Source organism: Diaphorobacter sp. HDW4B (assembly GCF_011305535.1).
GTDB lineage: Bacteria > Pseudomonadota > Gammaproteobacteria > Burkholderiales > Burkholderiaceae_C > Diaphorobacter_A.
On sequence record NZ_CP049905.1, the window covers coordinates 3,196,918 to 3,221,562 of the forward strand.

A 24,645-nucleotide genomic window follows, 5' to 3' on the forward strand; every position below is an offset into this window, starting at 1 on the left:
TTCCTTCAAAAGCGTGTTCGTTCGCCTGCACTCCAGATGCATTTCGGGTGCGGGCCTCGAACATCACAATCATTCTTGGCAGGCACCCTCGTCCGGCTCAAGAAATGGTTCACGCCAACGCAAATCTTCGCTGAGTTGGCGATTCTCTACAGAATTCCTAGACGCAGTTTGAAATCGTTTGATTTGTTGGACGATTGCATCCTTGAATTCTCTTGATACTCCTCGGCGCGGGCGTTTACAGACTGTTCCGCAATCAAACCTATACGAGGGAGGAATCAATATGAGAAAGAGCATCTGTGCGTTGGCCGCTGTGGCTGCCTGCACTTTGGGTTTCAACGCGCAAGCGGTTGTCAAACTGGAAGGGGCTACCGCCAATGCGTTGGAGGTCAGTGAATCGGGGGCCGGGCATTTCCTGGTTGTGCCGTACTTCACTACGCAAAGCGGGAATGCGCTGCTGTTTTCGCTGGTCAACATGGATGAGGTCAATGGCAAGGCCGTGAAGATGCGCTTTCGCAGCGCGCGCAATGCAGACACGCTGTTCGACTTTCAGGTGTTTCTCGCACCGGGCGACATGTGGACGGCCAATGTGAGCCAGAACAGCGCAGGACTGTCGTTTCTCACGACAGCGGATACGAGTTGCACCAAGCCCGCGAAGTCTTCCCTCAATAGCACACCGTTCCAGACCGAGCGATTGAATTCCAAGCGCACGGCTGCGGCGCGTGCCGACGAAACCCGCGAGGGCTATATCGAGATCGTCACAATGGCGGATATTCCTCCAAGTGACAAGGGTCTGTATCCGCTGATTGCAGCGAACGCGGGCACAGCCCGTTGCGCGAATGCATCGGGCAATGCGACTTGGACGGCGCTGGATTCGAATCGGGCCGGACTGTCAGACTATGTGGCACTGGGCATGCAGCCGCCCTCCAGCGGCTTGACTGCCAATTGGACGATCATCAATGTGCCCAAGGCCTTGTCATGGAGCGGCTCGGCATTTGCCTTGGAGGCGCGCAAGGGTGGTGTCGCAGCGCTGGGGAATCTGGCTTACTTTCCACAGGTCTCAACGACTTTGAGCAATGCGGGAACTTATTCGGCAGACCCCTTGTTTGCATCCGCAAAGCCGCGTCTGGCCGCGAAGATGAGTGAACTGCCGGATATCTCCACGCCGTATGTGTCGGCAACGACGGACCCCAATCAACAGGCGAAGGCGTTGACGAGCCTGCTGGAGGTGACGACAGTGGCCAACGAGTTCTGGACCGATGCAGGAATTGTTGCAGCGACGGATTGGCTGTTCTCGATGCCAACCAGACGTTTCATGCTGGGGGTCGACTATTCGGCCGGAAGTTCTGCGGCGTTGGTATACAACTCCGCCATGGGCGTGTCCCAAGACACACTTTCGTTGTCCTATTGGGATGGTGAGTCTGTTTGCGATATCGAGCCAGTGCGTTCCGTGAGAGATCGAAATGGGGTCAAATCCACCTGGGCCGATACCAAGGAGGCGCGCTTCAACTTCTTGTGTGGAGCGACCTCTTTGTACTCACTGCGAAGCATTGCCAACAAGGACAGTGGGGTGCTTGGCTCCAGCGTCGGCGACGGGAGCGAACGCAGCATCGATATCTCCAACGGATGGATGGCAACCAGCCTCGAAAGTTTGGATGGTAAAGGTCTCCCCGTCATTGGTCAGGCCTTTGTCCGCGCATTCAATCCCAGTGTTGCCCCCGGCACAGCTGGCAACTTCAGCGTGACCTGGCCGCATCGTCTTCTCAAGAACTAAAGAACTGTTCATATCGTGGCTCACACGCCCGCATCCTTTATCCCGGATGCGGGCGTTTGGTCTTTCCCGTTCCGATTTGAATCGTCAATAATGATGTCCAACCATCAACCGGCTGGCATCAGCAAACAGCGCTTTGCCATCCAACGATTGGGAGCGTGCGTATGCGTGGAAAGATCGTGGGTCTGTATGCGGCGTCGCTGCTGGCTCTGGCAAGTGGTGGGGCGCAGGCCATTCAGACACCTGCGGGGGCTGAGGCGGATTCTCTGAAGGTCAGCGAGTCCGGTGTCGGCCATATGCTGATCGTGCCGTATTTCACCACGCAGGGTGGCAATGCAATGCTGCTGTCGCTCATCAATACCGATGATGCGAACGGCAAGGCCGTGAAGCTGCGGTTTCGTGGGGTGCCGAATGCCGACATCGTCTATGACCTGCATGTCTTTTTGGCGCCCGGCGATATGTGGACGGCCAATGTGAGTCAGAACGCCGAAGGGCGGTCCTACCTGACCACGACGGATGGTAGCTGCACCAAGCCGGAGAAATCGAAGGTCAACGACACGCCTTTCCAGACAGAGCGTCTGGATCCCAAAGTGACGGATGCACAACGTGCCAATTTCACGCGCGAAGGCTATATCGAAGTGATTACCATGGCGGATGTGCCGGTCAGCCAGACCGGCATTTCGCCGCTCATCGCGCTGAAGGATGGCAAATCCGTTTGCGCTGACACGGCTGCGAATACCTCCTGGTCTGCGATGGACCGTGATCTGGCAGATGTGGCCGCCTACGCCGCGCATGGGCTCACTCCGCCCACCACAGGGTTGGCAGCCAATTGGACGCTGATGAATGTGCCAAAGGCGTTGTCATGGAGCGGCGCTGCCATGGCGCTGGAGGCGCGTAAGGATGGTGTGCCAGCCAAGGGCAACCTGGCCTATTTCCCGCAAACATCCGATGGCATGCCGGGGCTGGGCCGGTTTTCTGCCGATCCTTTGTTTGCAGGCGAGCGCCCCATCGTGTGGCCCGTCATGTACGACTTGCCGGATTTGTCCACGCCTTATTACGTGGGGGCAAGTTCGGCAGCGGTGCAGGTGAACGCCATCGCCGCTGGCTTGGAAGCGAGGTCAGTGATCAATGAGTATTGGACTTCGAGTGTCATCCAGGCGAAAACCGATTGGCTTTTGTCCATGCCGACGAGGCGGTTTGCGGTGGGGATCAATTATGCGGAAGCCGACGCGAGCAAAAAGGCGGTCTTCAATCCCGACGTGAGTGAGCATTTTTCAAAGGAAAAGACAAGAGTCACGGGCGATGCACTGTGCCTTGTCGATCCGTTGTTTGTTGCCAGGAATAGAGAGTCCTATGCGCCAAAGGATCTTGTTGTCGTTGGAGGGCTGCGTCTTGCCGTATTCTGCGGGGTAACCAGCGTGCTCACATTCAAGGGGCCTCACCAAGGGGGGGCTCCGCTGGAAGTCTCCGATGTTCTTTCCGCGCGCACCGCGATCAATCAAGGCGAAGGGCCTAGTGCCGATGGTTGGGCGAAAGTGGGGCTCACGCGATCCAGCAATGTGCGGATTCCCGTCATCGGAAGCGCCTTCGTCAGCGCCAACAATCCCAACGTCGCACCCGGCACCGCTGGTAACTTTGGCGTGACTTGGCCGCATCGCTTGCTCAAGAACTGAATTTCGCTTCAGCGTGTTCCCCTGCACTCCGAATGCGCTTCGGATGCGGGGCTTGAACAACTGCCTTCATTTCTGGGTATCGTCTTTGTCCGGTTCCAAAAATCGTCTGCACCAAGACCAATCACGGGTTTGTCCTAGCGAGGGATTTCCCCTGCGGCAGATGGCTCAAATCAAGCCTCCCAACCCGTCTCAAAGCGATTTTTGAGTGACAAAACCGCTCAAATTTCAAATGGAGAAATGTCAACCAAGGGTTGCTACCGGGTTTGTCAGATCGCCGTAAGCGCCGGAATTTTGGCGTCAGTTTCGCTGTCAGTTTTCGGAAAGTTGTTGAAAGGATATTCCGCTCACCTGCCAAGAGCGCAGAGGGAATTATTTCAATTTTCCAACGACAGGAGACAGCAAATATGAGCAGCAGTGCACCGTCCCGGCCGTCCGCAGTGGCAGCGCCACGGCCGATGAGCGGCGAAGAGAAGAAGGTTATCTTCGCATCCTCGCTAGGTACCGTTTTCGAGTGGTACGACTTCTATCTGTACGGGTCGCTCGCGGCCATCATCGCCAAGCAGTTCTTCAGCGGTCTGGACGCTGGCTCGGCGTTCATCTTCGCGCTGCTGGCTTTTGCTGCGGGCTTCCTGGTGCGTCCGTTCGGCGCCATCGTGTTCGGCCGTCTGGGCGACATGATCGGCCGCAAGTACACCTTCCTCGTGACCATCCTGATCATGGGTATCTCGACGTTCATCGTCGGTATCCTGCCCACCTACGCCAGCATCGGCGTGGCGGCTCCGATCATCCTGGTGGCTCTGCGCATGCTGCAGGGTCTGGCGCTGGGCGGTGAGTACGGCGGTGCGGCTACTTATGTGGCCGAGCACGCTCCTCACGGCGCTCGCGGTGCCTACACCTCCTGGATTCAAACCACTGCCACGCTGGGCCTGTTCCTGTCGCTGCTGGTGATTCTGGGCACACGTACCGCTCTGGGCGAAGAAGCGTTCAATGCCTGGGGCTGGCGCATTCCGTTCATGGTCTCGATTCTGCTGCTGGGCATCTCGGTGTGGATTCGTCTGTCGCTGTCCGAGTCGCCTGCGTTCCAGCGCATGAAGGCTGAAGGCAAGACCTCCAAGGCACCTCTGGCGGAATCCTTTGGTCAATGGAAGAACCTGAAGGTCGTGCTGCTGGCGCTGTTCGGTCTGACGGCTGGTCAAGCCGTGGTCTGGTACACCGGCCAGTTCTACTCGCTGTTCTTCCTGACGCAACAGCTCAAGGTCGATGCGATCACCGCCAACCTGATGATCGCTGCCGCGCTGTTGATCGGCACACCGTTCTTCGTGATCTTCGGTACGCTGTCCGACAAGATCGGCCGCAAGCCCATCATCATGATCGGTTGCCTGCTGGCCGTGCTGACTTACTTCCCGGCATTCAAGATGCTGACCAACGCTGCCAACCCGGATCTGGCCAAGGCCCAGGCCACTGCCGCCATCACGGTGACTGCCGATCCCAAGACCTGCTCGTTCCAGGGCAACCCAGTGGCTCGCGAAATCGACTTCAAGAGCTCCTGCGACATCGCCAAGCGTTTCCTGGTGGCCAACTCGGTCAGCTATGAAAACACCCCTGGCCCTGCCGGTTCTCCTGCTGTCGTGAAGATTGGCGACAAGACCGTGACCGCTCCCGAAGGCGTGGTGGTGAACCACAAGTTCGATGAAGCCACCGTGGCCGCCATCGCTGCGTTCAAGAAGGAAGTCGTCGAAGATCTGAAGCTGGCCGGTTATCCGGCCAAGGCGGATCCAGCGAAGATGAACAAGATCATGATGCTCGTCATCCTGGCCTACCTCGTGCTGCTGGTGACCATGGTGTACGGCCCGATCGCCGCGATGCTGGTGGAAATGTTCCCGACCCGCATCCGCTACACCTCCATGTCGCTGCCGTATCACATCGGCAATGGCTGGTTCGGCGGTCTGCTGCCCACCACCGCGTTCGCCATCGTGGCCTCCACCGGCAACATGTACAACGGTCTCTGGTATCCGATCGTGATCGCAGGCATGACCTTCATCATCGGCACGCTGTTCATCCGCGAAACCAAGGATGTGGACATCTACGCCAACGACTGAACCTTGATTCGGGGTAACACTTAGACGATTGCCGCCACACCCACAAAGTGTGGCGGCAATACATCATTTAGGGTCGAACAAATGACTTTTTTGTATGTTAGACAAGTAGTTATCCCTAGAATCAACGCACTGACTAACGTTTGAACACAATCCGAGTGGGTTTCAAACTCACCAAATGTGTAGCAAGCGTTTTCAACGAATTACATATTGATCACACCACGGTGATCTCATACCTTCAAGGAATCAACATGCAAACATCCAGCCGTCTGTTGCTCGCATCCCTGGCTCTGCTGAGCACTTCTGCCGCTTTCGCTCAAAGCAGCGTTACCGTTTACGGTCGTGTGAACACCTCCGTCGAGCGCCAGAAGGTGGGCGATGTGAGCGCCACCGTGATGCAGAACAACGCTTCGCGTTTCGGCTTCCGTGGCACGGAAGATCTGGGCGGTGGCCTGAAGGCTGGTTTCGTTCTGGAATCCGGTTTCAACTCCGACACCGGCACGTCCGATGGCCGTGGTTTCTTTGCTCGTCAAAGCGAAGTGAACCTGGGTGGTAACTTCGGTCAAGTGCGTCTGGGCCGCTGGACTGCTCCTTCGTACTTCGCCACTGCTGATTACATCAGCATGCACAACCACGACACCGGTACATCCGCAGACGCGTTCTACGCCTACGTGATGAACGACGTGGCAACCAACTCCAATGGCGTGAGCTACAAGACTCCGACATTCGGTGGTTTCGACGTTGAACTGGGCACTGGCCTGAACGAAAAGAACACTGCCAAGTACGGCAAGAAGAACGTGTATGACTTGGCCGCCAACTACGAAGGTGGTCCTCTGGCTCTGGGTCTGGGTGCAACCAAGTTCGACCAATCGAACCAGTTCGCTGTTCGCGGCCTGTACAAGATCGGTTCGCAATTCCTGGTGGGCGCATACGTGCAGCGCAGCAAGAACTGGGGCTTTGACCAAGTGTCCTCCAACGCAGGTGGCAGCCGTACCGCTTACCGTCTGTCCGGCGCTTACCTGCTGGGTGCAAACGAGTTCCACCTGAACGTCGGCCGCGCTGGCAAGATGAAGAACATCGCCGAATCGCAAGCTCTGCAGTACACACTGGGCTACAACTACAACCTGAGCAAGCGCACCAAGGTCTACGCTTTCTACACGAAGGTTGACAACAAGGACGGCGCTTCCTACATGTCCGGCGCTGCCGGTGCTGACTTCAGCTCGTTCGCCGTCGGCGTTCGCCACAATTTCTAATAAAAAGAACAGGTGGCGTAAGCTGCCTGCAATCCTGGCCTGATGCAATGGCATCCGGGTCAGGTTTCAAACTGGCCTCACGATTTTTCGTGAGGCTTTTTTATTGGCCGACTCTCTCGTTCCAATCATTCAGGAGATAAGGCATATGTGGAAGCTGGTTGTAGGTTTTGTGGTGTTTGCGGCGGTTGCGCTGTTTGTGATCTCCAAGATGGGCGATCAGGTCGACATGAGTGGTGAAAAGCATGGTTCGGAAACCACCCATGCGCCCGAGCCAGCGGCCAGCAAGTAAGGCACATGCGGATGTGCTTGGCGTCGGATGAGCACACAGCCGGTTTTCCTGGTGGGGGCTGGTGAAGCGCTCGGGGCTTCTGTCTGATACCGAAGCCGCCCACCGATCGATGCAAAGAAAGAAGCCCGCAAGCCTATGCAGCTTGCGGGCTTCTTGTTTTCTGTGGTGGGAGTGCTTCAGCGTTGAAAGCGCCCATTCGGTCCGATGATGGACAGCTCGGTGTATTCGAGGCCCGAATGGTTGGTGCTGCTGTAGTTCAGCTCCATGCCGCCGAGGTCGTACTGGCGGATGCTCTCCAGTGCATCATGCAGATGGGTGCGGTCGATGTTGGGCGCGGCGCGGCGCAGTCCTTCGACCAGCACCTTGGCACTCGCATAACCCTCCACCATGGCGGGGGAGATGCCGGTGACGTTCTGCGCGCGGGCCGCGAGCTGCATTTCCTGGATCAGCGGCTTGGCGGTCGAGCGCTCCGACGGAAACACCTGCGTGACGATGATGCCGCGCGCCTTGTCGCCCAGCGCCTTGATGAAGCCGCTGGACGCGTTGTTGGACAGCGTGACGATGTGGCTGCCGTAGCCCACCTTGCGCAGCGCGAGAATGGCCTCGACGGCGGGCGATCCCGAGCCGATCACGATCACCGCCTGCGGTTGCTTGCCCATGATGCGCGGCGCGCTGGCCGAGAAATCCGGCTTGTTGCGGTCGAAGGTTTCGATGAACAGCGGCTCCAGCTGGTTCTGCTTGAAGCCTTTCATCGCACCGGCAAGTCCATCGTCGCCCGAGGTGTCATCGACATGCAGCACGCCGATGCGCGTCGAGCCCTGACGCACCAGATGACCGATGGCCATTTCCACCTCGCGCTGATAGGGCGCACGAACGTGAAAGAGATTCGTCGCCACCGGACGGTGCAGCACCATCGCGCCCGTTGTGGGGCCGACCAGCGGAATGCTGAACTTGTCGAGCGTCGGCACCAGCAGCTGCGTGTTGGGCGTGCCGGTGGGCATGAAGAGCGCAACCACTTTTTTCTCTTCGATGAGCACGTAGGCGTTCTCCAGCGTCAACGCGGGATCGAACTTGTCATCGAGCGTGATGAGCTCGATCTTCCGCCCTGCGATGCCGCCCTGCGCATTGACCTGATGGAAGTACAGCGCCGCGCCTTGCATGGACTCCTTGACCGTCGCGGCGGCTGAGCCGGTGATGCCGGTGGTCTGCCCGATGCGGATGTTCTGGGCCTGCGTGGTGGCGGGCACACCCGCGAAAAAAAAGCCTGCGGCCATGGCAACAACCATGGCGGACAGGCGCTTGCAGCGATACATATGGCGTCCCCTCTTTTGTGAGTGGGTCGCTTGAGTTGTGTGATGCGTATGAATGCGACCCGCCGCGATTATTGGGGCGGCGCACTACGTACGTATCGTCAAAACGGACGTGGGGTTTTCGAGTACCCCGGTGCAGGGGAGGCGTGCGCGGTCAGGCGCACGACGCTTGAAAACCTTCAGCGGCGGAACTTGCCATCCGTGCCGATGATGGACAGGTCGGCGAAGTTCATCCCCGTGTGGTCGCTGGGACCGTAGGAGAGTTCGAGACCGCCGATGTCGTACTTGCTCATGCTCTCCAGCGCGCCATGCAGCCTGGCGCGGTCGATGTTGGGGGCCGCGCGACGCAGGCCTTCCACGAGCACCTTGGCGCTCGCAAAGCCTTCGACCATGGCGGGCGACGTGTCGGTCACGCCCTGCGATTTGGCCACGCGTTGCAGCTCCTGGATCAGCGGATAGGCCATGGAGCGCTCGGACGGGAACACCTGCGTGACGATGATGCCGCGTGCCTTGTCGCCCAGCGCCTTCACGAAGCCGCCAGAGGCGTTGTTGGACAGCGTGATGATCTGCCCGCCGTAGCCCGCGTTGCGCAGTGCGACGATGCCATCGACCACGGCAGAGCCTGTGCCGATCACGAAGGTCACCTGCGCCTTGCTCGCCAGAATGCGTGGCGCGCTGGCCGAGAAGTCAGGCTTGCTGCGGTTGAAGGTCTCGATGGCGGTGGGCTCCAGCTTGTGCGTCGCGAAGCCCTTTTGCGCACCGGCGAGGCCGTCCTGCCCGAAGGTGTCATCCACATGCAGCACGGCAAAGCGCGACTGGCCCTGGCTCACCATGTGGTCGATGGCCATTTCCACTTCGCGCTGGTAGGTGGCGCGCACATGGAAGATGTTCTTGGGCACGGGTTGGTGCAGTGTCATCGCGCCTGTGGACGGGCCGACCAGTGGCACGCCGTACCTGTCGAGCAGCGGAATCAAATCCTGCGTGTGCGGCGTGCCGCGCGGCATGAAGAGCGCGGTGACATGCTTTTCTTCGATCAGCGTGCGCGCGTTGTCGAGCGTGAGCTTGGGGTCAAACTTGTCATCAAGCGTGACGACTTCGATCTTCTTGCCGGCGATGCCGCCTTGCGCATTGACGTGGTTGAAATACAGCTCCGCGCCCTGCATGGATTCCTTGACGGTCGCGGCGGCAGAGCCGGTCACGCCAACGGTCTGGCCGATCAGAATCGGCTGCGACTGGGCCTGCGCGATGCTTGGCAAGCTGGAGAACAAAAGACCGGCCGCCATCGCAGCCATGGCATGCCGACGCTTGCTATGAATCATGAGTCAACCCCTTGTTGGTGGGGCCGCACGGAGTAAGTGAGCGCGACCCCAAGGGGGTTGATTATTCAGTGATCCGTTCCGAACAAAGCGTTAACCTTAGAAGCAACTATTGATATAAAAACACCAATTGACACGTATGTGTGCCCTTGCCCACATTCTTTGTCATCCCGTTGACGCATTTGCGATCAACGGCGGAATTTCCCATCCGTGCCGACGATGGACAGATCTGCGAAGTCCAGTCCGGTGTGGTCGTCTGCGGAGTAGCTCACTTCCAGTCCGCCGATGTCGAACTTCTGCATGGACTCCAGCGCAGGGCCGATCTTGTCGCGCGTGGGCTTGGGGCCTGCGCGGCGCAGGGCTTCGACGAGCACCTTGGCGGCGGCGTAGCCTTCGAGCATCGCGGGGCTGACTTCCTTGCCCTTGGCTTTGGCCAGATCGAGTGCCTCGCGAACCAGCGGCGAATTGCCTGCGCGCTCGCTCGGGAACACCTGCGTGACGATCACGCCGCGTGCGTTTTCGCCCAGGCTTTTCACAAAGCCGGACGAGGCGTTGTTGGACAGGGTCACGAGCTGTGCGCCCGATCCGGCCTTGCGATAGGCGTTGTAGCCATCGACCACGGTGTTGCCCGAAGCCAGAATCAGCACGGCCTGTGCGTTTGCCTGAGCGATCTTCGCGGCGATGGGGCCGAATTCGGGCTTGGCGCGGTCCACTTTTTCGAGCACCACGGGTGTCATCTTCGAAAGCTCGAAGCCACGCTTGGCACCAGCGAGGCCATCAGCGCCAAAGCTGTCATCGGTCGCGATCACGCCGATGCGGCTGATGCCGAGCGATGCCAGATGCGTGATCGCCTTTTCGGCTTCGCGCTGGTAGGTGGCGCGCACATTGAAGACGTTCTTCTGCAGCGGCTTGTGCAGCACCATCGCGCCGGTGGACGGTGCAATCAGCGCCACACCGTGTTTGTTCAGATGCGGCACGATGGCTTCGTTGTGCGGCGTGCCGCGCGTGAGGAACATGGCGGTCACGTGCTTTTCCTCGATCAGCGTGCGTGCGTTTTCACCAGCGAGCTTGGGATCGAACTTGTCGTCCATGGACAGCAGTTCGATCTTCTGTCCGTTCACGCCGCCGCGTGCATTGACGCTGTCGAGGTACAGCTTGGCGCCGTCCGTCGTTTCCTGCACGCCTGCGGCCACGACGCCGCTGAAACCCGCCGTCTGCCCGATCACGATCTGCGCCTGTGCGGCGCTCGCACCCATCCCTAAGGCGAACGCAGCCCATGCTGCGGCCTTGCTCCAGCTCTTCATGCTCATCTCCAATGGTTGAAATTTTTCTTGCGTCCGCGTATTTGCCGTGAAGGCACGCCAGCATCGCTTTTGAATGTAATTTTTGCGGTAGCGCAAATGCCATTTTGTTGGCGAGTGACGAACTATTAACTATTGCAAACTGTGTGACAAGTGGTGTTTGTCGGGGTAGCCACTTACTTTGTTTTGACGCAAGAAGATGTGCGTATAGGTACAAGCACGGAGATGTTGTGGAAAGTTGGTGCAATGACCTGACCCGACGCAGGTCAAGCCCGCCGCCTAGAATGTTCCGCCTCACTTAGGAGAGATGGCGCTCATGACACAGGGATTGATCCGTATCCACGGAGCCAGACAGCACAACCTCAAGAACCTCGATGTAGACATCCAGACTGGCGAGTTGACCGTCGTCACGGGCCCAAGCGGCTCGGGCAAGTCCAGCCTGGTGTTCGACACCCTGTACGCGGAAGGCCAGCGCCGCTACGTGGAGACGTTCAGCGCCTACGCGCGCCAGTTTCTCGACCGCATGGACAAGCCGGCGGTCGACAAGGTGGAAGGCGTTCCGCCTGCGATTGCGATCGACCAGACCAACCCCGTGCGTTCGTCGCGCTCCACCGTGGGCACGATGACCGAAATCAACGACCATCTGAAGCTGATGTTCGCGCGCGCCGGTCAGCTGTTCGACCGCGTGACCGCGCAGCCCGTGCGCCACGATTCGCCCGATTCGATCTACGCCGAATTGAAGGCGCGTTGCGAGGCCGAAAACGATCCGCGCATCGTCATCACCTTTCCGGTCGAGCTGCCCGCAGGCACGTCGGCCGAGCAGGTCGAGCAATGGCTGTCGGCCAGCGGTTTCACCAAGGTGCAGGCCGAGCGCGAAGTGGCCACGCCCACCGGCCCGCGCAAGCTGCTCGATGTGGTGGCTGACCGTTTCCGTCTGGGCAATGCCGAACGTGCGCGCGTGATCGAGGCGATTGAAGTCGGCCTGAAGCGCGGCAGCGGCAAGCTCATCGTCTACAAGCTGAACGACGAAGGCGAGCCCGATCTCTGGCGCTTCTCCACGGGACTGCATTGCCCCGACAGCGATCTGCGCTACAGCGAGCCGATTCCGTCGATGTTCTCGTTCAACTCGGCCGTGGGCGCGTGCGACACCTGCCGAGGCTTTGGCCGCGTGATCGGTGTCGATTACGGTCTGGTGATTCCCAACGACCGGCTCACGCTGCGTGCCGGTGCGATCAAGACGATTCAGACGCCCGCCTGGAAAGAGGCGCAGGACGATCTGATGCGCCACGCCGAAGCCGCGGGCATTCCGCGCGACACGGCCTGGTACAAACTCACCGACGAGCAGAAGAAATGGGTGATCGACGGCACACCCGGCTACAAGGACGGCAACTGGAACAAGCAGTGGTATGGCATTCGCCGCTTTTTCGAATATCTGGAGAGCAAGGCGTACAAGATGCACATCCGCGTGCTGCTGTCCAAGTACCGCAGCTATACGCCATGCCCCGTGTGCGCAGGCGCGCGCCTCAAGACCGAGAGCCTGCAATGGCGCATCGGCAGCAAGGACGACGCGGATGCCGTGATCGCTCCCGCCAAGCGCTTTCTGCCGCAGGGCGTGGACTGGACGCGCGAACAGCTCGAAGCGCTGCCGGGGCTCTGCCTGCATGATCTGATGCTGTTGCCCATCGACCGGCTGCGCGTGTTCTTCGACCGCATCGGCGCGAGCGCCGCGCATCGCATCGTCGGCTGGGCCAAGTCCGGTGAGTTGAAGAAAAGTGATCTGCCCGAGCACAGTGTGATCGAGGTGGACAGCGGCGAAGCGCAAGCGCTGCGACTGCTGCATGAAGAGATTTCCACGCGTCTCAAATACCTGTGCGACGTGGGCATCGGCTACCTCACGCTCGACCGCCAAAGCCGCACGCTGAGCGGCGGCGAAGTGCAGCGCATCAACCTGACGACCGCGCTCGGCACATCGCTGGTGAATACGTTGTTCGTGCTCGACGAACCCAGCATCGGCCTGCATCCGCGCGACATGCATCGCATCACCGAGGCCATGCTGCGTCTGCGCGATGCGGGCAACACGCTGGTGGTGGTCGAACACGACCCCGCCGTGATGCTGGCGGCAGACCGCGTGATCGACATGGGCCCCGCGCCCGGTGAGCGCGGCGGCGAGATCGTGTTCGATGGCACGGTCGGCGAACTGCGCAAGGCCGACACGCTGACCGGCGTGTACTTGGGCGGTCGCAAGACGATCAGCTCCGGCATCAAGCGCTTGGTGACCGACTCCACGCCGCGCCTGATTCTCGAAGGCGCGCGCGAACACAATCTGCAGAACGTGACGGTGGAGTTTCCGCTGCAGCGCCTGGTCACCGTGACCGGCGTTTCCGGCTCGGGCAAGTCCACGCTGATTCAGGACGTGCTCGCGCCCGCTCTGCTGCGCCAGTTCGGCAAGGCCACGGAATCGCCGGGCGCGCATGACCGTCTGCTGGGCTCGGACCATCTCTCCGATGTGGTGTTCGTCGATCAATCGCCCATCGGCAAGACCGCGCGTTCCAACCCGGTGAGCTATGTGGGCGCGTGGGATTGGATCCGCGAGATTTTTGCGAATGCGCCGTTGTCGCGCGAGCGCGGCTACACCGCTGCGAAGTTCAGCTTCAACGCGGGCGATGGCCGTTGCCCGACCTGCGGCGGATCGGGCTTCGAGCATGTGGAGATGCAGTTCCTGTCGGACGTGTATCTGCGCTGCCCCGATTGCGACGGCCGCCGTTATCGTCCCGAAATTCTCGAAGTGAAGATCGAGCGCGCGGGCCGCATGTTCAGCGTGGCCGATGTGCTCGAACTCACGGTGAGCGAAGCGGCTGCCGCGTTCGCGAAGGACCGCGATGTGATTCGCGCGCTGCAACCCATCGTCGATGTGGGGCTGGAATATGTGAAGCTCGGCCAGCCTGTGCCCACGTTGTCGGGCGGCGAAGCGCAGCGTTTGAAGCTGGCGGGATTCTTGGCCGAAGCCGCGAAGAACGGCAGTTCCAGCAAGCAGCCAGTCGCCAAGAAAGGCACGCTGTTCCTGTTCGATGAACCGACGACGGGTCTGCATTTCGACGACATCGCCAAGCTCATGCGCGCGTTGCGCAAGCTGCTCGATGCGGGGCATTCGCTGATCATCATCGAGCACAACCTCGACGTGATTCGCGCAAGCGACTGGATCGTCGATCTGGGGCCGGAAGGTGGTGATGCGGGCGGTCTGGTGATTGCGCAAGGCGCGCCAGAAACGCTGCGCCACGACATGAAGTCGTACACCGCTGCGGCGCTGCGCGAGTACGAAGAATCGCTGGGCGAGAGCGGTCATTCCGTGCATGAAAAGCAGGCCACGCTGCGCCGTGAAAAGCGCGCGCTGGAAGGCCACAAGCCCGCAGCGAAGAACGCCATCGAGATCGTCAACGCCAAGGAGCACAACCTCAAGCACCTGAGCGTGGACATTCCGCGCGGCAAGTTCAATGTGGTGACGGGCGTGTCCGGCTCGGGCAAATCGACGCTCGCGTTCGACATTCTTTTCAACGAAGGCCAACGCCGTTATCTCGAATCGCTGAACGCCTACGCGCGCAGCATCGTGCAGCCTGCGGGGCGTCCTGAAGTGGATGCGGTCTACGGCATTCCGCCGACCGTCGCCATCGAGCAGCGCCTGTCGCGCGGCGGTCGCAAGTCCACGGTCGGCACCACGACCGAGGTCTGGCATTTTCTGCGTCTGCTGTATGTGAAGCTCGGCGTGCAGCATTGCACCAAGGACGGTGCCGCCGTGCAGCCGCAGACGGCGGACAGCATCGCCGCGCAGTTGCTCACGAACTTCAAGGGGCAGCACATCGGCCTGATGGCGCCGCTGGTGATGAACCGCAAGGGCGTGTACACGGAGCTGGCCGATTGGGCGCGTCCGCGTGGCTACACGCATCTGCGTGTGGATGGCAACTTTCTGCCGACAACGGGATTCCCGCGCATCGACCGCTTCAAGGAACACACGATCGAGCTGCCGGTGGCGAGCATCACCGTGTCGCCGCAGCACGAAGGCACGTTGCGCGATGCGTTGAAGCAGGCCCTTGAACACGGCAAGGGCGTGGTGCATGTGCTCAGCGATCTTGATGGGCTGGAGAGTGCACTGAAGCTCGGTGAACCGACAGCCCACATTGGCAAGCTGCAGGTGTTTTCCACCAAGCGCGCCTGTCCGGTGTGTGCGACGAGTTATGCGGAACTCGATCCGCGTCTGTTCTCGTACAACAGCAAGCACGGCTGGTGCCCCGATTGCGTGGGCACGGGCGTGAAGCTGACCAAGGAGCAGCGCAAGGTGTTCGACGACTCCGTGCAGGGCGAGGACAACCGTGGCCGCGAGCAGACCTTCGAGGAGCCGAACGCGGACGACGTGACCGATGCCGTCTGCCCAGGCTGTGAAGGCTCGCGCCTGAATCGCATCGCGCGCGCCGTGCTGTTTGCGGACACGCCGATCACCGATGTGGCGCGCCTTTCTGTGTCCGAGGTGCGCGAATGGATTCAGGGGCTGGAACTGTCGGGTCGCGAATCCGAGATCGCGCGCGATCTGATTCCCGAGATTCAGAGCCGTCTGGAATTCCTCGAAGAAGTGGGTCTGTCGTACCTCACACTGGACCGTGGCGCGCCGACCTTGAGCGGCGGCGAGGCACAGCGCATTCGCTTGGCCGCGCAGCTCGGCAGCAATCTGCAGGGCGTCTGCTACGTGCTCGACGAACCGACGATTGGCCTGCATGCGCGCGACAACCAGATTCTGCTGAATGCCCTGCACAAGCTGGGCGACAAGGGCAATACGCTGGTGGTGGTGGAGCACGACGAAGACACGATTCGCCGTGCCGATCACATCATCGACATCGGCCCGAGCGCGGGCAAGCGCGGTGGCAAGCTGGTCGCGCAAGGCACAGTCAAGGACATCGAAGCGGCGGCGGATTCGCAGACTGGCAAGTACCTGCTGCACGCGATGAAGCATCCGCTGCAAGCGCGTCGCGATGTGGTGGACGCGGCGAAGAAGGATGCGCGCGTGCCCGAGCATTGGCTGACCGTGCTCGATGCGCAGATGCACAACCTGCGTGGCGTGACCGCGCATGTGCCGCTCAATCGTCTGGTGGCGGTGACGGGTGTGTCGGGCTCAGGCAAGTCCACATTGGCGCGCGATGTGCTGCTCACCAACGTGGCGGCATGGGTGAGTCAGCGTTCGACCAAGGCGGGCCGCGATGCGATGGATGCGGGCAACGCTCCTGCGCTGATCGGCTGCAAGGGTCTGTCGGGCTTCGAGACCGTGGATCGCGTGCTTGAAGTGGACCAGACGCCCATCGGCAAGACTCCGCGTTCCTGCCCCGCGACCTACATCGGCTTCTGGGACACGATCCGCAAGCTGTTTGCCGAAACGCTGGAAGCCAAGGCGCGTGGCTATGCGCCGGGCCGCTTCTCGTTCAACACCGGCGAAGGCCGCTGCCCCGCCTGCGAAGGGCAGGGCGTGCGCACCATCGAGATGAGCTTTCTGCCCGACGTGAAGGTGCCTTGCGAGGTCTGCCATGGCGCGCGTTTCAATCCCGAAACGCTGGCCGTCACCTGGCGCGGCAAGAGCATTGGCGATGTGCTGCAGATGGAGGTGGACGAGGCCGTCGAGTTCTTCGCGAGCATGCCGAGCATTGCGCATCCGCTGCAACTGCTCAAGGACGTGGGGCTGGGCTATCTCACGCTGGGTCAGCCATCGCCCACGCTCTCGGGCGGCGAGGCGCAGCGCATCAAGCTCGTCACTGAACTCACGAAGGTGCGCGACGAAGTCGGCCGCCGTGGGCAGAAGGCACCGCACACGCTGTATGTGCTCGACGAGCCGACCGTGGGCCTGCACATGGCCGACGTGCACAAGCTCATCCGCGTGCTGCATCGTCTGGTGGACGGCGGCCACAGCGTGGTGGTGATCGAGCACGATCTTGACGTGATCGCCGAGGCCGACTGGATCATCGACCTCGGGCCCGAAGGCGGCAAGGAAGGCGGCCTGATCGTCGCGGCGGCCACGCCGGAAGAACTGGTGCGCATCGGCACGCATACCGGCAAGGCGCTGGGGCCGGTGCTCAAGCGCTGATCATTCAGTAGGGGCTCACTGTCAAAAATCCCGAGTGGCTGCGGCTCCTCGGGATTTTTTTCGCACCATCGTGGTGAATGGGATTCGGTGAATCGTGAGCGCTTGTGAATTTTTGTTAATTTTTTGGTGGCGCACTGATGTTGTCACCAGCGCGCGGTGACAAATCTCACAAATTCCTTGTATATTGGTATCACTGACTTTCGTTGATTGCTTTTGACTATATTCTTGCAATGACTCGGGATGTTGGCTGACAGGCCGCAAAAGCCGTTCAAGCAGAATCACAAGCAAGCACCGAAGGCGCAATCGATCGTAGGAACCCCTCGCCCCCTCTGTGGGGACTTGCTCCCCGGCCATAGCAATATGGCCGGGGATTTTTTCTGGGCGCTGCCGTTTGCGCTGCCTTTCGTGCTGGATTCCGTCTGGCGCGAGCAGGTGGAGGCCGCAGGGGGCACGCTGCGCTGACAATGATGGCGACTTCAATGAAGGAGCGCTTCGTCATGGATTCCGTTTTGCTGATCGTCGCCATCGGCGCGGCTGTTGCCGGATTTGTGCAGGGACTGTCGGGCTTTGCCTTCGGCATGGTGGCCATGTCGTTCTGGGCGTGGTCGCTGGAGCCGCGCATTGCGGCAACGCTAGTGGTGTTCGGCTCGCTGCTCGGGCAGACCTTGGCCGCCTTCCGCATGCGGCGCGCGTTTCATTGGGCGCAGTTGTTGCCTTTCGTCGTGGGCGGTCTGTGCGGCATTCCGATCGGCGTGTGGCTGTTGCCGATGCTGAACATGCTGTGGTTCAAGTTCGGGTTCGGCCTGTTTCTGGTGCTCTGGTGCCCGGCCATGCTGGCGGCCAGGCATCTGCCCAGAATCACGGTGGGTGGCCGGTTTCTGGATGGTGTCGTCGGTCTTGGCGGCGGGGTGCTTGGCGGCATCGGCGGGTTCACCGGCACGCTGCCCACGCTGTGGTGCACGCTGCGCGGCTACCCCAAGGACACCCAGCGCGCGGTGATCCAGAATTTCAACTTTTCCATGCTGTTCGTGACGATGTGCACCTACCTCGCTACGGGCATGGTCACGCGCGACGTGCTGCCGCTGTTTGCCGTGGTGGCCCCTGCCATGCTGGTGCCCACCTTGCTGGGAATGCGCGTCTATGCGGGGATCAGCGAGGCGGCTTTCCGCCAGATTGTGCTGGGGCTGCTCACCTTGTCGGGCGTGGCGATGCTGGCCTCGTCGGTGCCGCAACTGCTGCGCGGTGCCGGCTGACACGAAGGCAATGCGAAAATAGCGCCATGAACGCTGCCTCCACCCCCATCGATACCCTCACGATCACCCGCCCGGACGACTGGCACCTGCACGTGCGCGACGGCGAGCCGCTGCGCACCGTGGTGCCGCACACCGCCGCGCAATTCGGCCGCGCGCTGATCATGCCCAATCTGCGCCCGCCCGTGACCACCGCCGAGCAGGCGCTGGCCTACAAGCAGCGCATTCTGGCCGCCGTGCCCGAGGGCGTGCAGTTCGAGCCGCTGATGTCGCTGTACCTCACCGACAACCTCGCGCCCGAGGAAATCGTGCGTGCCAAGGATGCGGGCGTGGTTGCGCTCAAGCTCTATCCCGCCGGTGCCACGACCAACAGCGATGCCGGCGTGACCGACATGCGCAAGACCTACAAGACGCTCGAAGCCATGCAGAAGGCCGGCATTCTGCTGCTGGTGCACGGTGAAGTGACCAGCAGCGACATCGACCTGTTCGACCGCGAAGCCGTGTTCATCGACCAGCAACTGATCCCGCTGCGCCGCGATTTCCCCGAGCTGAAGATCGTCTTCGAGCACATCACCACCAAGGACGCGGCGGAGTACGTGAAGTCCGCCGACAAGTTCACCGCGGCCACCATCACCGCGCACCACCTGCTGTACAACCGCAACGCCATCTTCACCGGCGGCATTCGTCCGCACTACTACTGCCTGCCGGTCTTGAAGCGCGAAACGCACCGCCTGGCGCTGGTCGAAGCGGCCACCAGCGGCAGCGACAAATTCTTCCTCGGCACCGACAGCGCACCGCACCCCGCGCACCTGAAGGAACACGCCACGGGCTGCGCCGGTTGCTACACCGCGCACGCCGCCATCGAGATGTATGCCGAAGCCTTCGACAACGCGGGCGCGCTCGACAAGCTCGAAGCCTTTGCCAGCTTCAACGGTCCGGACTTCTACAACCTGCCGCGCAACCAGGGCACGGTCACGCTGCGCCGCGAATCGTGGACGCCGCCTGCCAGCTTTGCGTTTGGCGAAGCGGAACTCAAGCCGCTGCGTGCCGGTGAAGCACTGCCATGGAAGCTGGTCGCCTGATCCATCTGCTTGAAGCGTAAAGGAGCATCCCGATGCCATCCATTGCCGAACGCCAACTGCGCATTGCGCTGCTCATCGACGCGGACAACGCGCCCGCCGAGAAGATCGACGAGATCCTCACGGAGCTGTCCACGCTCGGTGAAATCAACGTGCGACGTGCATACGGCAACTGGACGAAATCGGGGCTCGTCGGCTGGCAGAACCGGCTGCTCGAATTCGCGATTCTGCCGATGCAGCAGTTCGATTATTCGCGGCAGAAGAACGCCACCGACATGGCGATGACCGTGGACGCGATGGAGCTGCTCTACAACGACAAGCCCGATGCGTTCGGCATCGTGTCGTCGGACGCGGACTTCACGCCGCTGGTCATGCACCTGCGCTCCAAGGGCGCGGCCGTCTATGGCTTTGGGGCGCAGCAGACACCCAAGCCGTTTGTGAACGCCTGCTCGCGGTTTCTGTATCTCGAATCACTGGTGAGCGACGACGAGGTGATTGCCGCGACGGAAGCTGCAGCCGCGCCACCGCAGCCCGGAAAAGCGCCCGCCGCCGTGGCGACCCCGCCTGTGGCCACGGAGCGCCTGCGCATTCCCGGCCCGCAACTGCGTCAGGATTCGCGCCTGATGACGCTGCTGCGCTATGCCGTCCAAGCCTCGCAGGACGAGTCTGGCTGGGCACGTGTGGGCGCGGTGGGTCAGCAGATCGGCAACAAGACCTCGTTCGACTCGCGCAACTACGGCTACGCCACGCTCACCAAGCTGCTCAACGCGACGCAGGCGTTCGAGTTACGCGATGAGGGCACGCCGCGTGTTTCGGTGCGCGACAAGCGAGCAGCAACGCGCAGCAACGGCGCGCCTGCTGCATGAGTTTTGCAGGAGTGGTGGAGGCGGGGGCGGATGCTTCTTTGGACGCCTTCGCGCTGATCGACTGGCAACGCCCCTGGCTTGCCGCACTGTGTGAATCCGGCGAGCGAATCGCCGCGCAAGTGCTGCGCGGCGTGCACGTGGCTGATGCCCTCAATGCGGCGCAGCAAAAGCGCGGCGATGTTCGGTTTGTCGGTCAGCACGCGCTGCCCGCAGGCATGGCTTACGAACAGTTCATTTTCGACACCCGGCAGGTGCCCACGCGTGACAACCTGCATGACTTTTTCAACGGGCTGATCTGGCTGCATTACCCACAGACCAAGCGCCTGCTCAACCAATGGCAGGCGAGCGCGATCGCAGCGCAGGGCGTGGGCTCGGTGCGCGGCCCGTTGCGCGATGCCATCACGGTGTTCGATGAAAATGGTGCGCTGCTGATTGCGCCCGAGCCGCTGCGCGAGGCGCTCAGGCAGCGCGAGTGGCGCAGGCTGGGCGAGGAACTGCGGCCGCTGTGGCAACAGGCGCGGCTGATTCCGGTCGGTCATGCGCTGCTGGAAAAGCTTGTGCAGCCGCGCAAGGGCATCACGGCCCATGTGTTTCTGGCGGGCGATTCGGTCTCGCCCGACGTCGATGCGGATCGCTGGATGTGCATGAATTTTGAAGCACAAGTGTTCGCGGGCAAGCCTTTCAATCCCCTGCCAGTTCTAGGAGTCCCGGGGTGGTGGAGCGAGAACGAGAACTTTTGCTTCTATGATGACTCACAAGTCTTCCGCAGCGGATTCCCTCAGAAAAACACCCCAACAAGAGACCGCTGAGAGCACCTGTTGAAAAGCGGGTTGAAGCCCCCATATTCCGGTCTACAACCGGCGGCTTCAAGAAGAACTGCTGCTCGACTTGGCTCACCCATTTCTTTTTTTCTGTTTTTTAGACCACTGACTTTTTGCAGTCGCATTCCGTGATCCCTTTGTGGAGAACCTGACGATGAAACGCATTGCCTTGTTTTTGTTGACCAACGTTGCCGTCGTGGTGGTGTTGGGCATTGTCGCCAACCTGCTTGGCGTGAACCGCTATCTGACCGCGAACGGGTTGAACCTTGGCGCGCTGCTGGGTTTCGCCTTCATCATGGGCATGGGCGGCGCTTTCATTTCGCTGCTGATGAGCAAGCCCATGGCCAAGATGAGCATGGGCGTGAAGATCATCAACGAGCCGCAGAACGCCGATGAGGCCTGGATCGTCAACACCGTGCGCAACTTTGCCGACAAGGCAGGCATCGCCATGCCCGAAGTCGGCATCTACGAAGGCGAGCCCAACGCGTTCGCCACGGGCGCGTTCAAGAACTCGTCGCTGGTGGCGGTGTCCACCGGCCTGCTGCACGGCATGACGCGCGAAGAAGTCGAGGCCGTGATCGGCCACGAAGTCGCTCACGTGGCGAATGGCGACATGGTCACCATGGCGCTGATCCAGGGCGTGATGAACACTTTTGTCGTGTTCCTGTCGCGCGTGATCGGCTATGCGGTGGACAGCTTTCTGCGCCGCAACGACGACAACGCCAATTCCGGTCCCGGCATCGGCTACATGATCAGCACCATCGTGCTGGACATTCTGTTCGGCGTGCTGGCCTCGATCATCGTGGCCTGGTTCAGCCGCCAGCGCGAGTTCCGCGCCGATGCCGGTGCTGCACAACTCATGGGCCGCAGGCAGCCGATGGTGAATGCGCTGTATCGACTGGGTGGCATGCATCCCGGCGCGCTGCCGCAGAACATGCAGGCGATGGGGATCACCGGCAACATCGGCAAGCTGTTCAGCTCCCACCCCCCCATCGAAGAGCGCGTAGCCGCGCTGCAGAACGCTCAGTAATTCTTTCTGTTTTTTGTGTTTGAAAGGCCGTGGCGGATGTCACGGCCTTTTTCTTTTTTGGGTGTCCACGAAGCCTGTTCGGCTTCGATTGGTTGGTCGTTTTGAGGCGCCAATACAGCCCCTCATGCGTCGTTGCGAAGCCTTGCCGTACGAGAGTACTGTCTGCGGCTTCGACGCCTAGCCTGAGGGGCTGTCTTGCCGTTGTGGCTGGGGGGCGACCGACGTCTTCGCTGCTTGGTTTGGCTGTGAAAGACCGAATGCTGTGCATTGATTTTGGATGGGCCCCACAATGGGTTGGATACTTACTTCAACATCCAATTCTGGGGGCTTCATGTCATTTCCTACGCGTGCGCTTGGTCGGTCTTCGCTGCAGGTTTCTCCGCTGTGTTTTGGCGGCAATGTGTTCGGATGGACGGTCGATGAGGCCACCAGTTTTTCGTTGCTCGATGCGTGGCTGGATTCGGGCATGAACTTTGTCGATACGGCGGACGTGTATTCGCGCTGGGTGCCGGGGCATGCGGGTGGCGAATCGGAAGTCATCATCGGCCAATGGCTCAAGAAGTCGCCCGCCAAGCGCAAGCAACTGGTGCTGGCGACCAAGGTGGGCAAGGACATGGGCGATGGCAAGGTGGGTCTGCATCCCAAGTACATCAAGCAGGCGGTCGATGCGTCGCTCAAGCGTTTGAACACCGACTACATCGATCTGTACCAGTCGCATGACGACGACCCGAACATTCCCTTCGAGGACGTGCTGGGCACTTTTGGCGATTTGATCGCCGCAGGCAAGGTGCGCGCGATCGGTGCGTCGAACTACACGGCCGAGCGGTTGGCCGCTGCGCTGGATGTGAGCGAGAAGCATCGCCTTGCGCGTTATGAAAGCCTGCAGCCGCTCTACAACCTGTACGACCGTGCGGTGTTTGAAAAAGAACTGCAGACGCTGTGCGCGGAACGCGGCGTGGGCGTGATCAATTTCTATGCGCTGGCCGCTGGTTTCCTCACCGGCAAGTACCGCACGGCTGCTGATGTGAACAAGAGTGCGCGTGGCCCCAAGACGGTCGGGCTGTATCTGAATGACCGTGGTTTGCGCATCGTGAATGCACTCGATGCTGTCGCCACGCGCCTGAACGCCAAACCCAGCGAAGTCGCGATTGCGTGGCTGCTCACGCGCTCTGCGATTGCCGCGCCGATTGCGAGTGCGAGCAATCCGGAGCAATTGCAGTCGCTGATCCGTGCGGCGAGTCTGACCTTGGATGACGAGGCGTTGAAAGTGTTGGAAGTCGCCAGCGCGGAGTGATTCGGCAGCGCTCAGGACGGCTGTTTGCCTGCAGCCGTTGTTTCAGCCGCCACGGTGCTTTTGACTGATCGCGCTGCACGTCCCGGAGCTGCCATGCCCGGGATGTATTCGTTGGAGATGAAACTGCGGCAGCGATGCATGAAGGCCTCGACGACATGGCGGGGCTTTTGTTCGCTGGCCCACGCGAGGCCCAGTTTCATGGGGCGGTGGTTGCCGCTCAAATGCAGATTGACCAGCTTTTTCCCATCGAGCGAATGGTGGTTGCGCGGGCGCACGTTGACGAGGGAATAGCCCACATCGTTGGCTACCAACGAGCGCACGACGTCGGGGCTGCCGGTGCGCGCGGAGATCAGCGGCGAGAGTCCTGCTTCGCGAAAGAGGGACAGAAAGTAGTCGCGGCTCAGGGGCAGATCGAGCAGCACCATGGGACGCTGTGCAAGCTCTTCCAAAGTTGTCGAGCGGTGATTGGCAAGCGGATTGAGTTCGCTGACGATGACATGGGGTGGCAATGAGGCGAGCGGCTCGAACGCGATGTCCGATTCCGCCACCAGCAGGTCGTAGGTGATGGCCACGTCGATCTGCGCGGTGCGCAACTTGTCGATCAAACCTTCCTGATGGTCTTCGATCTGCGTGACCTTGGCCTGCGGATGGGCGCGTGCAAATCCCTGGCACAGCTCGGGTGCCACCATGGCTGCCAGCGTGGTGAAGCAACCGACCCGCACGGGGCCGCGCACTTCGCTTTGCACATTGCCCGCCACGTCATACAAGGCCATCGCCTGATCGAGCAGGTTGCGAATTTCCTTGAGCACCTCGGCTCCCGCCGGAGTGACGGACAGACCTTGTGCATGGTGACGCACGAACAGCGGAATCTTCAGTTCCGCTTCCACCTGCGTGATCGCCGACGAGATGGACGAGGGCGAGACATGAATGCGATTGGCAGCCTCGGCAATGCTGCCGAACTCGCCTGCAGCCACGCAGTATTCGAGTTGCCTGAAGGTCAGACGGGTCAACACGCTGCGTTACCTGCGCTGGCGTTGGCGGTCGGCAGTTCTTTCGTGCCGTATCGATTTGCGCCGTGGATCATGGAATTGCACATGTGAGCTGTTGGCTTGGAGGCCAGGATTTCCAAGTGAGTAGTGAAACAACACGGAAGTCGCGATGCAATAGGTCCTTCCCTCGAA

At 60.8% G+C, this 24,645-nt stretch carries 16 protein-coding genes; 12 read left to right on the forward strand and 4 right to left on the reverse strand.

Annotated elements, in window-relative coordinates; translation table 11 throughout:
- Positions 1–202: 202 nt before the first annotated feature.
- From G7048_RS14630 to G7048_RS14650, 5 genes are all read left to right on the forward strand, one after another.
- Positions 203–1,771 (forward strand): hypothetical protein, encoded by a 1,569-nt coding sequence (locus tag G7048_RS14630; protein WP_166068843.1) that lies wholly within the window; start codon positions 203–205, stop codon positions 1,769–1,771.
- Between the two features lie 161 nt (positions 1,772–1,932).
- Positions 1,933–3,441, forward strand: a complete 1,509-nt coding sequence (locus G7048_RS14635) for a hypothetical protein (RefSeq protein ID WP_166068844.1) — start codon at positions 1,933–1,935, stop codon at positions 3,439–3,441.
- Positions 3,442–3,845: 404 nt separating this feature from the next.
- Entirely contained in the window at positions 3,846–5,540 is a 1,695-nt protein-coding gene (locus G7048_RS14640; RefSeq protein WP_166068845.1) for an MFS transporter, read from the forward strand.
- 248 nt (positions 5,541–5,788) lie between these two features.
- The gene (locus G7048_RS14645) at positions 5,789–6,790 is read left to right on the forward strand and encodes a porin (RefSeq protein WP_166068846.1); all 1,002 of its coding nucleotides are present in this window, start codon (positions 5,789–5,791) and stop codon (positions 6,788–6,790) included.
- Between the two features lie 145 nt (positions 6,791–6,935).
- Positions 6,936–7,079 carry a hypothetical protein gene (locus G7048_RS14650; protein ID WP_166068847.1) on the forward strand — a complete coding sequence of 48 codons (144 nt, stop codon included), beginning with the start codon at positions 6,936–6,938 and terminating at the stop codon, positions 7,077–7,079.
- A 176-nt stretch (positions 7,080–7,255) separates the two neighbouring features.
- Here the strand turns inward: G7048_RS14650 and G7048_RS14655 are convergent, their stop codons facing one another.
- The 3 genes from G7048_RS14655 to G7048_RS14665 all read right to left on the reverse strand — a co-directional run bounded on the left by G7048_RS14655 (position 7,256) and on the right by G7048_RS14665 (position 11,009).
- Positions 7,256–8,392, reverse strand: coding sequence for an ABC transporter substrate-binding protein (locus G7048_RS14655; RefSeq protein ID WP_371747543.1), 1,137 nt, complete (start codon positions 8,390–8,392; stop codon positions 7,256–7,258).
- A gap of 176 nt (positions 8,393–8,568) precedes the next feature.
- Positions 8,569–9,708 carry an ABC transporter substrate-binding protein gene (locus G7048_RS14660; RefSeq protein ID WP_166068848.1) on the reverse strand — a complete coding sequence of 380 codons (1,140 nt, stop codon included), beginning with the start codon at positions 9,706–9,708 and terminating at the stop codon, positions 8,569–8,571.
- 185 nt (positions 9,709–9,893) lie between these two features.
- The gene (locus G7048_RS14665) at positions 9,894–11,009 is read right to left on the reverse strand and encodes an ABC transporter substrate-binding protein (protein ID WP_166068849.1); all 1,116 of its coding nucleotides are present in this window, start codon (positions 11,007–11,009) and stop codon (positions 9,894–9,896) included.
- A gap of 313 nt (positions 11,010–11,322) precedes the next feature.
- On the opposite strand from G7048_RS14665, the gene uvrA reads away from it, so the two are divergent.
- The 7 genes from uvrA (at position 11,323) to G7048_RS14700 (ending at position 23,464) form a co-directional block, all read left to right on the forward strand.
- On the forward strand, positions 11,323–17,124 hold the full coding sequence (gene uvrA, locus G7048_RS14670; protein ID WP_166068850.1) for an excinuclease ABC subunit UvrA: 5,802 nt from the start codon (positions 11,323–11,325) through the stop codon (positions 17,122–17,124).
- A gap of 497 nt (positions 17,125–17,621) precedes the next feature.
- Positions 17,622–18,377 carry a sulfite exporter TauE/SafE family protein gene (locus tag G7048_RS14675; protein WP_166068851.1) on the forward strand — a complete coding sequence of 252 codons (756 nt, stop codon included), beginning with the start codon at positions 17,622–17,624 and terminating at the stop codon, positions 18,375–18,377.
- Between the two features lie 26 nt (positions 18,378–18,403).
- A complete protein-coding gene (gene pyrC / locus G7048_RS14680; RefSeq protein WP_166068852.1) occupies positions 18,404–19,456 on the forward strand; it encodes a dihydroorotase in 1,053 nt (350 codons plus the stop codon).
- A gap of 32 nt (positions 19,457–19,488) precedes the next feature.
- Positions 19,489–20,319, forward strand: coding sequence for an NYN domain-containing protein (locus G7048_RS14685; RefSeq protein ID WP_166068853.1), 831 nt, complete (start codon positions 19,489–19,491; stop codon positions 20,317–20,319).
- The gene (locus G7048_RS14690) at positions 20,316–21,128 is read left to right on the forward strand and encodes a DUF3025 domain-containing protein (RefSeq protein ID WP_166068854.1); all 813 of its coding nucleotides are present in this window, start codon (positions 20,316–20,318) and stop codon (positions 21,126–21,128) included. Before G7048_RS14685 ends, G7048_RS14690 begins: the two co-directional genes overlap by 4 nt.
- Before the next feature lie 166 nt (positions 21,129–21,294).
- Entirely contained in the window at positions 21,295–22,170 is an 876-nt protein-coding gene (gene htpX, locus G7048_RS14695; RefSeq protein WP_166068855.1) for a protease HtpX, read from the forward strand.
- A gap of 331 nt (positions 22,171–22,501) precedes the next feature.
- The gene (locus G7048_RS14700; protein ID WP_166068856.1) at positions 22,502–23,464 is read left to right on the forward strand and encodes an aldo/keto reductase; all 963 of its coding nucleotides are present in this window, start codon (positions 22,502–22,504) and stop codon (positions 23,462–23,464) included.
- Positions 23,465–23,475: 11 nt separating this feature from the next.
- On the opposite strand, the gene G7048_RS14705 is transcribed toward G7048_RS14700, so the two are convergent.
- Entirely contained in the window at positions 23,476–24,477 is a 1,002-nt protein-coding gene (locus G7048_RS14705; protein WP_166068857.1) for a LysR family transcriptional regulator, read from the reverse strand.
- Between the last annotated feature and the right edge of the window lie 168 nt (positions 24,478–24,645).